Annotated in this window: 12 protein-coding genes; 9 read left to right on the forward strand and 3 right to left on the reverse strand. The window is 64.2% G+C overall.

All coding sequences use genetic code 11. The features are described 5' to 3' along the window. The first annotated feature begins 4 nt into the window (after window positions 1–4). From OVY48_RS04270 to OVY48_RS04305, 8 genes are all read left to right on the forward strand, one after another. Entirely contained in the window at window positions 5–385 is a 381-nt protein-coding gene (locus tag OVY48_RS04270; RefSeq protein WP_156106265.1) for a VOC family protein, read from the forward strand. A gap of 69 nt (window positions 386–454) precedes the next feature. Further along, the gene (locus tag OVY48_RS04275) at window positions 455–1741 is read left to right on the forward strand and encodes a DUF3422 domain-containing protein (RefSeq protein WP_037473665.1); all 1287 of its coding nucleotides are present in this window, start codon (window positions 455–457) and stop codon (window positions 1739–1741) included. A gap of 74 nt (window positions 1742–1815) precedes the next feature. Then, on the forward strand, window positions 1816–2925 hold the full coding sequence (locus OVY48_RS04280) for an S-(hydroxymethyl)glutathione dehydrogenase/class III alcohol dehydrogenase (RefSeq protein WP_037473667.1): 1110 nt from the start codon (window positions 1816–1818) through the stop codon (window positions 2923–2925). Between the two features lie 23 nt (window positions 2926–2948). After that, complete coding sequence (locus OVY48_RS04285) at window positions 2949–3335, forward strand: VOC family protein (protein ID WP_037473669.1); 387 nt, start codon at window positions 2949–2951, stop codon at window positions 3333–3335. Window positions 3336–3348: 13 nt separating this feature from the next. Next, entirely contained in the window at window positions 3349–4182 is an 834-nt protein-coding gene (gene fghA / locus OVY48_RS04290; protein ID WP_313922059.1) for an S-formylglutathione hydrolase, read from the forward strand. A 49-nt stretch (window positions 4183–4231) separates the two neighbouring features. Continuing rightward, window positions 4232–6262 (forward strand): M3 family metallopeptidase, encoded by a 2031-nt coding sequence (locus OVY48_RS04295; RefSeq protein ID WP_037473670.1) that lies wholly within the window; start codon window positions 4232–4234, stop codon window positions 6260–6262. Further along, entirely contained in the window at window positions 6259–7323 is a 1065-nt protein-coding gene (locus OVY48_RS04300; protein WP_313921903.1) for a PLP-dependent cysteine synthase family protein, read from the forward strand. Before OVY48_RS04295 ends, OVY48_RS04300 begins: the two co-directional genes overlap by 4 nt. 68 nt (window positions 7324–7391) lie before the next feature. After that, window positions 7392–8078, forward strand: coding sequence for a CDP-alcohol phosphatidyltransferase family protein (locus OVY48_RS04305; protein WP_313921904.1), 687 nt, complete (start codon window positions 7392–7394; stop codon window positions 8076–8078). Here OVY48_RS04305 and maiA read toward each other — a convergent pair. From maiA to hmgA, 3 genes are read right to left on the reverse strand one after another with little or no spacing between them, the layout of a single operon-like run. Next, window positions 8075–8713: a maleylacetoacetate isomerase gene (maiA, locus tag OVY48_RS04310; RefSeq protein WP_313921905.1), complete on the reverse strand. Its 639-nt coding sequence runs from the start codon at window positions 8711–8713 to the stop codon at window positions 8075–8077. The two genes, OVY48_RS04305 and maiA, sit on opposite strands and share 4 nt — an antisense overlap. 5 nt (window positions 8714–8718) lie before the next feature. Further along, the gene (gene fahA, locus OVY48_RS04315) at window positions 8719–10005 is read right to left on the reverse strand and encodes a fumarylacetoacetase (RefSeq protein WP_313921906.1); all 1287 of its coding nucleotides are present in this window, start codon (window positions 10003–10005) and stop codon (window positions 8719–8721) included. Beyond that, entirely contained in the window at window positions 10002–11294 is a 1293-nt protein-coding gene (gene hmgA / locus OVY48_RS04320; protein ID WP_409592956.1) for a homogentisate 1,2-dioxygenase, read from the reverse strand. Before hmgA ends, fahA begins: the two co-directional genes overlap by 4 nt. A 102-nt stretch (window positions 11295–11396) precedes the next feature. On the opposite strand from hmgA, the gene OVY48_RS04325 reads away from it, so the two are divergent. Then, a complete protein-coding gene (locus tag OVY48_RS04325) occupies window positions 11397–11885 on the forward strand; it encodes a MarR family transcriptional regulator (protein WP_313921908.1) in 489 nt (162 codons plus the stop codon). The last annotated feature ends 33 nt before the right edge of the window (window positions 11886–11918 follow it).

The raw sequence follows: 11918 nt of genomic DNA on the forward strand, positions 1-11918 counted from the left end.
CATGCTGCGCGGCGTTCATCATATCGCGGTCATCGGATCGGACTATGCCCGCTCGCGCCGCTTCTATGTCGAGGTGCTGGGGCTGCCAGTGCTGCATGAGGTCTATCGCGAGGCGCGCGATAGTTGGAAGTGCGATCTCGATGCGGGCAATGCCCGGATCGAACTCTTCTCCTTCCCCGCGCCGCCGCCCCGCCCGTCCCGTCCCGAAGCCTGCGGCCTGCGCCATCTCTCCTTCGTGGTGCGCGACATCGACGCAGAAGTCGCTCGCCTCGCGACGCATGATGTGACGTGCGAGCCGATCCGCGTGGACGAATATACCGGGCAGCGCTTCACCTTCTTCAGCGACCCCGATGGCCTGCCGCTGGAGCTATACGAAGAAATCTGACCCCCACCGATCTTGCGCATCGCGCATTTGTCTGACTTAATACCCCTCAAGACTGGGGGGTGAGGCAGCATGAACGATAGCGGCGATCCATTTGCGGCCCTGCACGCGCGCAGCCACCCGCTGCGCGGTTCGCTCTCGCGGGAAATGCATGTCCGCAAGATGCCCCGGCTCCAGGCACCCGCGCGCGTCGTGCAGTTCGTGCTGCTGGTCGATGACGCGGACGTCGACGCCAGCCTGACGATCATGCGCAGCCTGCTTGCCCCGCATGATGTGCCGTTCGATCCGACCGTCCGCTTCCTCAATTGCCAAATCGGTGCGCTGGGTTTTACCTGGGAACGGCATAGCGAGTTCATGACCTACAGCTTCCTCGCTGCTGGTGGCGGGCCGCTGTTCGACCTCGCCCCCTTTGCGCAGGCAGCCCTATGGATCGGCGCGCTGCCCGGCCGGGTGATCCGCTCGACCCAGATTGCTCTGATCGCCGATGCGCCCGATGAGGCGACTATCGCCTCCCATTTTGCCCAGGACGACCTCATCATCTCCGATGTCGCCGATGGCCAGGCGCGCATCTGGAGCGACTTTCGTCTCCACGCCGATGGCTTTGGCCGCCTGCTCGTTCAGGACAAGGGATTGCAGGGCGCGGAACTCGCCCAGCTGGTCCAGCGGCTGCAGGAGCTTGGCAATTATCGCAAGATCGCTTTGCTCGGCCTCCCCGAAGCGCAAGCCGCAACCCCGCTGCTCACCGGCCTCGAACAGCGATTGACCGCCATCACCAGCCGCGTCGCCGAGCCGGATGCCGACGCCGATGCGGTACTGGAGGCACTGTCCGCCCTTGCCGCCGAACTGGCGCAGATCGTCGCACGCACCCGCTACCGCATGAGCGCGACACAGGCCTATGCCGCCATCTGCCGCGACCGCATCCGCGCCCTGGAGGTCGCGCCGGTGCGGGGCTATGGCTCGCTTGATGATTTCACTGAACGGCGGCTGCTACCCGCGATGCGCACCTGCGACGCCTTCACCCGGCGGTTGGAGGATCTGTCGCAACGCACCGCCTGGACCAGCGCGATGCTACGCACCCGCGTCGACACCGCGCTCGCCCGCCGCAACCGCGATCTGCTGGCGTCGATGGATCGGCGCACCGGGCTGCAACTGCGCTTGCAACATACGGTCGAGGGGCTGTCGGTGGTCGCGGTCAGCTACTATACGCTGGGGCTGTGGCACTATCTCAAGGAAGCGCTGGAGCATCAGGGCGCGCATCTGCCCGGCTGGATCGACATTGCCTTGATCCCCGCCATCATACTGGCCGTCTGGCTCGGCATCCGCCAACTCAAGAAGGTGAAGCGGCCAAAGACGAGCTAGAGATTTATCGATACGCCTCTTTATCATCTCCCTTACGTGGCGCTAGAAGACGGGCAATCGCAGAGGAGTGCCATATGAAGACCCGCGCCGCCGTCGCCTTTGAAGCCAAGAAGCCGCTTGAAATCGTCGAACTCGACCTGGAAGGGCCGAAGGCGGGCGAAGTGCTGGTGGAAATCATGGCGACGGGCATCTGCCATACCGACGCTTATACGCTTGATGGTTTCGACAGCGAGGGTATCTTCCCGTCCGTACTGGGCCATGAAGGCGCAGGCATCGTGCGCGAAGTCGGCGCTGGCGTGACCAGCGTCAAGCCTGGCGACCATGTGATCCCGCTCTACACGCCTGAATGCCGCCAGTGCAAAAGCTGCCTGTCGGGCAAGACAAACCTGTGTACCGCGATCCGCGCGACGCAGGGCAAAGGGCTGATGCCCGACGGCACGACCCGCTTTTCCTATAAGGGCCAGCCCATCTTCCATTATATGGGCTGCTCGACCTTCTCCAACTTCACCGTCCTGCCGGAGATCGCGGTCGCCAAGATCCGCGAGGACGCGCCGTTCGACAAGAGCTGCTATATCGGCTGCGGCGTCACCACGGGCGTCGGCGCGGTGGTGAACAGCGCCAAGGTTCGCGTGGGCGACAATGTCATCGTATTCGGCCTGGGCGGCATCGGCCTGAACGTGCTGCAGGGCGCGCGCATGGTGGGGGCCGACAAGATCATCGGCGTCGACATCAATCCCGACCGGGAGGCATGGGGCAAGCGCTTTGGCATGACCCATTTCGTCAATCCCAAGGACATTGAGGGCGATATTGTCCAGCATCTGGTGGCGCTGACCGATGGTGGCGCGGACCATACGTTCGACTGCACCGGCAACACCACGGTCATGCGTCAGGCGCTGGAGGCCTGCCATCGCGGCTGGGGCGTATCGACCGTCATCGGTGTCGCGGAAGCGGGCAAGGAAATCAGCACCCGCCCGTTCCAGCTGGTCACCGGCCGCGTCTGGCAGGGCAGCGCCTTTGGCGGTGCCAAGGGCCGCACCGACGTCCCCAAGATCGTCGACTGGTATATGAACGGCAAGATCGAGATCGACCCGATGATCACCCATGTCCTGAGCCTCGAAGAGATCAACAAGGGCTTCGACCTGATGCATGCTGGGACAAGCATCCGCAGCGTCGTCATTTTCTGATATTTTGAGCGAGGAGCAACCCCATGTCCATTTTCACCCACGCCTGCGTTGGCGCCAACGACATCGCCGTATCGAAGGCTTTTTACGACGCAGCCCTTGGCGCGCTCGGCATCGATAATCTGGGCGCGATGGGCGACAAGGCCTTTCTCTATGGCAAGGGCACGCCCGAATTTCTGGTGCTGACCCCGGCCAATGGCGAACCGGCCTGCCATGCCAATGGCGGTACGCTGGGCTTTGCCGCCGCCACCCGTGCGCAGGTCCGCGCCTTCCATGAAGCAGGCCTTGCCCATGGCGGCACCTGCGAAGGAGCGCCTGGCCCCCGCGCCTTCGCGCCGACCGCCTATGCCGCCTATATGCGCGACCCCACCGGCAACAAGATTTGCGCCTATTGCTACGCTGACGGCGAGTAAGGGAATGACCGGCATGGAGACGGTATCGACCAATCGCGCTTTTGGCGGGGTGCAGGGCGTCTATCGTCATGCCTCCGCCGTCTGCGGCGGCGACATGACCTTCTCGGTCTATGTCCCGCCCCATGCGCCCGGCGCGAAGCTACCAGTGGTCTGGTATCTGTCAGGGCTGACTTGCACCCATGCCAATGTCACGGAAAAGGGCGAATATCGCCGCCTCTGCGCTAAACTCGGCCTCATCTTCGTCGCGCCCGACACGTCGCCGCGCGGCGAAGCTGTGGCCGATGATCCCGATGGCGCCTATGATTTTGGGCTTGGGGCGGGCTTCTATGTCGATGCGACGCAGCCGCCCTTCGCCACCCACTATCATATGTGGTCCTATGTGACCGAAGAACTGCCTGCGCTGGTTGCGGCGCAATTCCCCGCCGACATGGACAGGCAGTCGATCATGGGCCATTCCATGGGCGGCCATGGCGCATTGACCATCGGACTGACCTTCCCCGATCGGTTCAAAGCCGTGTCCGCCTTCGCCCCGATCGTTGCCCCCTCGCAAGTGCCCTGGGGCCAGAAAGCGTTGAGCGGCTATCTCGGTGATGATCGCACAGCCTGGCGTCGCCATGATGCGGTGGCGCTGATCGAGGATGGCGCGCGGATCGCCGACCTTCTGGTGGATCAGGGAGAGGCCGATCCCTTCCTTGCTGAACAGCTCCGTCCCGACCTGCTGGATGCGGCTTGCAAGGCGGCGGGCATTCCGCTGACGCTGCGGCTCCAGTCCGGCTATGACCATAGCTATTATACCATCTCGACCTTCATCGAGGATCATCTGCGCTGGCATAGCGCCCGCCTCTGACCCATGGAGCGCTTTACGGTCATGCCCCGTCCCGTGTAAGGGCAAGGGCATGACCCAAGCCAATCCCCTGCTCGACAGCCGCCTGCACCCCCAATTCGGCGACATCCATCCCGACCATGTCCTGCCCGCCGTGGAAAGTGCGATCGCCACCCATCGCGCCGCCATGACCCAATGCGCCCAGGCGTCGGGCTTTGCCGCCGTCTTCCTGGCCAAGGAAAGCGCCGACGCTGCCCTATCGCGCATATGGGGCACGGTCGATCATCTGATCGGCGTGACCAACAGCCCCGAACTGCGTGCCGCCCATGGGGAAGCCCAACCGCTGATCCACAGCTATTTTGCCGAGGTCGGGCAGGACCGGCCGCTTTATGATGCGCTGGCCGCGATCCCGACCGAGGGGCTGGATGAGGCGCAAGCCCGCGCGCTTGCCCTGACGCTGCGCGGCTTTGAATTGTCGGGCGTCAGTCTCGACGGGGAAGATCGCGCTGCCTTTGCCGCCAACAGCGTCGAACAGGGGCGATTGGCGACCGCGTTCGCCAATGCGGTGATGGATGCGACCGAAGCCTGGACGCTACACCTGACCGACGACACGCGCCTGGCGGGGGTGCCGCAAAGCGACCAGGACGCGATGGCGCGCGCCGCGCAGGCGAAGGGGCTGGACGGCTGGTTGGTCGATCTCCACGCGCCATCGGTGCGCGCTGTCACGGCCTTTGCGCAGGATCGTGACCTACGCCGCACCGTCTACGAAGCCTATGGCACCCGCGCCTCCGAACAAGGGCCGCAGGCGGGCCAGTTCGACAATGGCGATCGGATCGCGCAATTGCTGGCCTTACGGCAGGATGCCGCGCGCTTGTTGGGCCATAGCGATGCGGTGGCATTGTCGCTCTCGACCAAGATGGCGCGCGACGGGGCCGAGGTTGACGCCTTCCTCGTCGATCTGGCGCAACGGGCGCGGCCGCGCGCGCAGGAGGAACTGGCCGAACTGACCGCCTTCGCGCGCGATCATCTCGCCATTGCGACCATCGAACCATGGGATGTCGCCTATGTGACCGAACATATGCGCCGCGCGGTGCATGCCGTTGACGAGGCGGAAATTCGCGCGCATCTGCCGCTGGCGCGCGTGCTTGACGGTCTGTTCGCCTTGGTCACCGACCTGTTCGAACTGGAGATCCGCGCCGCCGATGGCGAAGCGCCGGTCTGGCATCCCGACGTGCGCTATTTCACGTTCCACCGGGCAGGCGAGGATGCGCCGGTCGCCGCGCTCTATTGCGATATGTTCGCGCGGGCGGGCAAGCGGGGCGGCGCGTGGATGGACGTGTGCCGTCCGCGCCTGCGCGAAGCCGACCGGGAGCAAATGCCGATCGCCTATCTGGTGTGCAATTTCGCCAGCGGCGGCGCGGATCGGCCCGCGCATCTTACCCATTCGGATATGGTCACGCTGTTCCACGAAATGGGCCATTGCCTGCATCATCTGCTGACTCAGGTGGACCTGCCCTCGATTGGCGGCATATCGGGCGTCGAATGGGATGCGGTGGAGCTGCCGAGCCAGTTTCTGGAGAATTTCGCCTGGGAGCCAGCCATGCTGCGCCGGGTGTCGGCGCATGAGACGAGCGGGGCGCCGCTGGATGAGGCAATGATCGGCCGGATGCTCGCCGCGCGCCGCTTCATGGGCGCGCTCGCTTTGCTGCGGCAGGTGGAGTTCGCTTTGTTCGATCTGCGTCTGCATCTGGCGACGGCGCAGCCTGATGGTCCCTCCGCACAGCAAGTGCTGCAGGCAGTCCGGCAGGAAGTAGCCGTCATTCATCCGCCGGAATGGCATCGCTTCGCCCATGGCTTCAGCCATATCTTCGCGGGCGGTTATGCGGCGGGCTATTACAGCTATTTGTGGGCCGAACGCCTGTCCGCCGATGCCTTCGAAGCCTTTGCCGATGAGCGCGCCGACCGCGCCGCATTGGGCGGGCTGTTCCGCGACCATGTGCTGGCACGGGGCGGATCGCGGCCTGCGCTCGACAATTTCGTCGGCTTCCGGGGCCGCGAGCCGGATTCGGCTGCGCTGCTGCGGGCGCTGGGCCTGGCCGCATGAGTGGTGGGGTGTCGCGGGACTGGCTGGCCGAGGCGATCAGGCGGATCGAGGCGGATTATAACCGCTCCGCCGACACCCACCTTATCCGCCTACCCTTGCCGCGACACCCCGGCATCACCCTGTATCTAAAAGATGAAAGCTCGCACCCGACCGGCAGCCTCAAGCATCGGCTGGCGCGCTCGCTCTTTCTCTATGCGTTGTGCAACGAATGGATCGGGCCGCAGACGACGGTGATCGAGGCCTCATCCGGCTCGACCGCCGTGTCCGAAGCCTATTTCGCCAAGATGCTGGGACTGCGCTTCATCGCCGTGGTGCCAGCGTCTACCGCCGCGCCCAAGCTCGATGCCATCCGCTTTCACGGTGGCGAGATCCATGCCGTCGATGATCCCCGCACCGTCTATGCCACGGCGCAACGGCTGGCGCAGGAAACCGGCGGTCATTATCTCGATCAGTTCACCTATGCCGAGCGGGCGACCGACTGGCGCGGCAATAATAATATCGCGCAGAGCATCTTCACCCAAATGGCGCACGAAGAATATCCCATCCCCAGCTGGATCGTCTGTGGCGCGGGAACGGGTGGCACATCGGCGACGATCGGCCGCTTCATCCGCTACGAACGGCACTCGACCCGCCTGTGCGTCGCCGATCCCGTCAACTCGGTCTTTCATCGCCACCATGCCGACCCGTCGGTCACCACCCTGCCCGAAGGCTGTGCGGCGCGGATCGAGGGGATCGGGCGGCCCCGCGTTGAGCCGAGCTTCATCCCTTCCGTGATCGACCGGATGATCGCGGTGGAGGATGCGCAGTCGATCGGCGCGATGCATGCGCTCGCCGGGATATTGGGTCGCCGCGTCGGTGGATCGACCGGCACTAATATCTGGGCCTGCATGGCGATCGCCGATGCCATGGCGCAGGCGGGCGAACAGGGTAGTATCGTCACGCTGCTATGCGACAGTGGCGATCGCTATGGCTGCACCTATTATGATGCGGATTGGACGAGCGCGCATGGCATTGACTGGCAGGCTGACGCGGCCAGTATTGTCGGGCGTATGACGGCATGAGTCGGGATGGCGACGAACCGAAGTGACAGGAGCATTGCCGTTGTCGCCGGGTTGCCCGATAAGGCGATATGACAGACTCATTACAAAGCGGCCCCGGCACGCTTGATCGCATACAACAGAATTTTCTTGCCAAGGCCGAACGACGATTGCTGACCTGGCTATGCAGCCGGATGCCGAGCTGGGTCACGCCCGACCGCCTGACCTTCGCCGGGGTGATCGGCGCGGTGATGACCTTTGCCGGCTATGTGGCCAGCAATTGGGGTGCGGCCTGGCTGATCCTCGCCATTATTGGCTATGTCGTCCAGTGGTTCGGGGATTCGATGGATGGCAGCCTGGCGCGGTTCCGGAGGATCGAGCGGCCATCCTATGGCTATTTCATCGACCATAGCTGCGACGGGCTGGTCACGCTGCTGATCCTGGCCGGGATAGGGCTTAGCCCCTTCGTCACGATGGACGTCGCGATGGTGGCGCTGGCAGGCTATCTGCTGCTGTCGATCCACGCCTATCTTTCCGCCCGCGTGCTGGGCGAGTTCAAACTCTCCTATCTGTCGGCCGGGCCGACCGAATTGCGGCTAATGCTGATCGGCCTGACCATCATGATGATGATGCTGGGCTATGGGCCGGGCCTGTTCGGGCGCTGGTCGGGCTTCGACATATTCGTCGGCGCGGTCGGCGGCCTGTTGATCATCCTGTTCATCGGCCAGACGCTGATCACCGGACGGCGGCTGGCGCATAAGGATGCGGGGCTGCTCTAGGGGCGGTCGGCGTCGGGCTGCTGATCGGGATGGGCCTGGGCGACGGACGCGAGGCTCGACAGGCGGATACCGATCGCGCGGATCAGCGGGAAGGGCTGCATATCGACGCCGAAGCGATGCGCACTATAGAGTTGCGGTAGCAGGAAACAGTCGGCCAGGCCGGGCGTATCGCCGAAGGTGAAGTCGCCGCCGTGGCGGGCAATCTGTTGCTCCAGCGCGGCGAAGCCTTCGTTGATCCAATGGCCGATCCAGGCGGTGATCTGATCGGGGCTAGCCGCGAAATCGCCACGTAGCCGGTCGAGGACGCGCAGATTGTTGAGCGGGTGAATGTCGCACCCGACAAGGGCCGCCATGCCGCGCACCACCGCCCGGTCGAACGCCTTGGCGGGCAGCAGCGGCGGGTCGGGATATTGCTCGTCCAGCCATTCGATGATCGCGCCGGACTGGGTGAGGACACCGTCCGGCGTTTCCAGCGCGGGAACGAGCGCCTGCGGGTTGAGTACGCGGAAAGACGGGGCGCGATGCGCACTGGTGCGCAGGTCGTAGGGCGTCTGACGATAGTCCAGCCCTTTGAGCGCCAGCGCGATGCGCACCCGGTAGGCGGCGCTCGATCGCCAATAGCCGTGCAGGATCATGCCCGTCAGCCTTTGGCCGGAAGGATGCGGGCGCGGCATTCGCCAAAGCCGATAGACGCAAAGCCCTCCCGCCGCGCAGTTGCGGTGAGGACCACTTCGTCGCCATCCTCCAGGAAGGTGCGTTGTTCGCCCGATGGCAGGGTGATCGGTTCCGCCCCGCCGCGGCTGATCTCCAACAGGCTACCATAAGCGCTGCGATCGGGACCGGAAATGGTGCCGGTGCCGAGCAGGTCGCCGGGCTGGAGGTTACAGCCGTTCGAGGCATGATGGGTAACGATCTGCGCGGGCGTCCAATACATGTTCGACGAGGGGCCGTGGCTGAGCGCGAAGTCCGGCAGCCCCTGATCGCGCATCCGGGTGGTGGACAGGGTGACGCTAAGGTCGAGCGCTAGAGCGCCGCCAGCCTGATCCTGTTCGTCCCATAGATAGGGCAAGGGCTTGGGGTCAGCGGCGTCGCGTGCTGGCTGCGCAGCGCGGAAGGGGGCTAGGGCTTCGGGGGTGATGACCCAGGGCGAGATGGTGGAATGGAAATTCTTGGCGAGGAAGGGGCCGAGCGGCACATATTCCCAGGCCTGAAAATCGCGCGCCGACCAGTCGTTGAGCAGGCAGAAGCCCGCAATATGGTCGGCCGCCTGACCGATCGGGATGGGCTCACCCAATTCATTGCCCTCCCCGATCCAAAGCCCAAGTTCCAGTTCATAATCGAGCCGCCGGGTCGGGCCGAAGACCGGTTCGCTATCCTGTGGTCCCTTGGTCTGGCCGGCCGGGCGGATCACAGGGACGCCGGAGGGGCGGATTGAAGAGGCGCGGCCATGATATCCAATGGGAACATATTTATAGTTAGGCAGCAGCGGATTGTCGGGGCGGAACAACTGGCCGACATGGGTGGCGTGATGGATGCCGACATAGAAATCGGTATAGTCGCCGATGGTAGCCGGGAGGTGGAGTTCGCAAGCCGCCATCGGGTGCAGCGCGGGTTCGACCGCTGCCTGAAACGCCAAATCGGACAGCGAAGCGGACATTGCTTTGCGTAATTCGCGCCGGAGGGCGGTTGGCAGGGCGAAGAAACTGTTGAGGCGGGTTTGGTTCAGCGCGGCCTGCAAGTCCGTCGGCAGAATGTCAATTATGGCTTTTATATCAATGATATAGTCGCCTATTGCGACGCCTGCGCGCGGGCCGCCGCCGGGCGGCGAGAAGATACCTAGCGGCAGATTCTGGATCGGGAAGGCGGCATGGCCGTTCGCGCTGGTGACCCAGCTTTGCAGGTCGGCGGCGTGGGTGTGGTCGATCATGCGGCGTCCTTGTCTGTGGGGAGCTGCGCCTTGCGGAAGCCATCCCAGCATTGGTCATAGTCGGGCTGGGCGAAGGGGGCTTGCGCGGCGAACTCTGTGGGGCGGAAGGGGAAGCGGCTTTCGAACATGAAGGCCATGGTGGCTTCGATCTTGTGCGGGGCCAAGGCGGCGGTGATGCCCGTTTCATAGCTGGCGCGGTCAGGGCCGTGGCTCGCCATCTGATTGTGCAGCGATGCGCCGCCGGGGGCGAAGCCGCCTGCCTTTGCGTCATAGGTGCCGGTTATCAGGCCCATAAATTCGCTCATGACGTTGCGGTGGAACCAGGGCGGGCGGAACGTATTCTCCGCCACCATCCAGCGCGGCGGGAAGATGACGAAGTCGCAATTGGCGGTGCCGGGCGTGTCGCTGGGGCTGGTCAGGACGGTGAAGATGGACGGATCGGGATGGTCGTAGCTGACCGTGTTGATCGTGTTGAAGCGGCGCAGGTCATAGCGGCAGGGTGCGAGATCGCCGTGCCAGGCGACGACATCGAACGGACTGTGCGGCAGACGGGTGGACCAGAGCTGACCCTGGAATTTCTGGATCAAGTCGACCGGCGCATCGACATCCTCGAACCAGGCGACCGGCGTTTCGAAATCGCGCGGATTGGCAAGCCCGTTCGCGCCGATTGGGCCAAGGTCGGGCAGGCGAAAGGCCGCACCGTAATTTTCGCAGACATAGCCGCGCGCGACCAGGTCCAGCAATTCGACGCGGAAGCGCAGGCCGCGCGGGATGAGGGCGATCTGGAGCGGGTCGACGTCGAAGCGACCAAGTTCGGTGATGAGACGAATGGCCCCTTCCTGCGGCACGATCAGCATTTCGCCGTCCGCGTTGAAAAAGGCGCGGTCCTGCATCGAGCGGTTGCAGGTGTAGAGATGCACCCCCTGCCCCGTGCCCGCCGCGACATCGCCATTGCCGCAATAGGTGACGAGGCCGTCGAGGAAATCGGTCGGATCGGTCGGGATCGGCAGCGGGTTCCAGCGCAGGCGGTTGGGGGATGGTGGCAGGTCGGTGAAGGGCGCGGAACGAAATTGGCCAGCCCCTTGCCAGGGGCGATAGGCACCATGCTGCGCCGTCGGGCGCAGGCGGTAGAGCCAGCTGCGGCGGTTCTCGGCGCGGGGTGCGGTGAAGGCCGTGCCTGAAAGCTGTTCGGCATAGAGGCCAAAGGGCACTTTCTGCGGCGAGTTACAGCCGACCGGCAGCGCGCCTGGCACCGCCTGCGTTGCGAAATGATTGGCAAAGCCGGTCATCATATTGTCGCTGGCGCGCATTGCCCTGCCCTCTCCGGCCGATAGTTTCCTTTGCAACCATCATAGGCCTTGCCGAACTGGTGTCAAATGTTACTATCTGCCATGTCCGCCGCTACGCTCACGCTCGATGATTTCCTGCCTTATCGCCTGTCCTTCACCGCCAATCTGGTGAGCGACGCGGTGGCGAGCGCCTATCAGGCGCTGTTCGGACTGCGCATTCCCGAATGGCGGGTGATTGCGGTGACGGCCGAGAGCGTGGACGGAATCACCCAGCAGGCGATCGGCATCCGCACGCGGATGGACAAGGTGACGGTGAGCCGCGCGGCCAAGAGCCTGATCGCGCGCGACCTGATCGCGCGCAGGCCCAACGCCGCCGATCAGCGATCGCATCTGTTGGTGCTGACGAGCGAGGGACGCGCCTTATATGAGGCGGTGGTGCCCAAGGCGCTGGAGTTGGAGCAGCAGATATTCAGCCGCTTTGCTAAGACGGAGCTGGACCAGTTCGCGGCGATGTTGCGCGAGATAGATGGAATTGTGCTGGCATCCGGCCTGGCATCCGGTCTGTCGAATGGCGCGTCATCGAGCGATTGACGGGGGACATAAGAAAGGGGGCCGGACCTTTGT

Source organism: Sphingobium sp. SA2, from assembly GCF_032227065.1.
Lineage (GTDB): Bacteria > Pseudomonadota > Alphaproteobacteria > Sphingomonadales > Sphingomonadaceae > Sphingobium.

Coding starts and splice junctions, on each gene's coding strand:
- OVY48_RS04280 (WP_037473667.1), top strand. CDS start 1,816: ATGAAGACCCGCGCCGCCGTCGCCTTTGAAGCCAAGAAGCCGCTTGAA.
- maiA (WP_313921905.1), bottom strand. CDS start 8,713: ATGATCCTGCACGGCTATTGGCGATCGAGCGCCGCCTACCGGGTGCGC.
- hmgA (WP_409592956.1), bottom strand. CDS start 11,294: ATGACCGGCTTTGCCAATCATTTCGCAACGCAGGCGGTGCCAGGCGCG.
- fghA (WP_313922059.1), top strand. CDS start 3,349: ATGGAGACGGTATCGACCAATCGCGCTTTTGGCGGGGTGCAGGGCGTC.
- OVY48_RS04295 (WP_037473670.1), top strand. CDS start 4,232: ATGACCCAAGCCAATCCCCTGCTCGACAGCCGCCTGCACCCCCAATTC.
- OVY48_RS04285 (WP_037473669.1), top strand. CDS start 2,949: ATGTCCATTTTCACCCACGCCTGCGTTGGCGCCAACGACATCGCCGTA.
- OVY48_RS04275 (WP_037473665.1), top strand. CDS start 455: ATGAACGATAGCGGCGATCCATTTGCGGCCCTGCACGCGCGCAGCCAC.
- OVY48_RS04305 (WP_313921904.1), top strand. CDS start 7,392: ATGACAGACTCATTACAAAGCGGCCCCGGCACGCTTGATCGCATACAA.
- OVY48_RS04300 (WP_313921903.1), top strand. CDS start 6,259: ATGAGTGGTGGGGTGTCGCGGGACTGGCTGGCCGAGGCGATCAGGCGG.
- OVY48_RS04325 (WP_313921908.1), top strand. CDS start 11,397: ATGTCCGCCGCTACGCTCACGCTCGATGATTTCCTGCCTTATCGCCTG.
- fahA (WP_313921906.1), bottom strand. CDS start 10,005: ATGATCGACCACACCCACGCCGCCGACCTGCAAAGCTGGGTCACCAGC.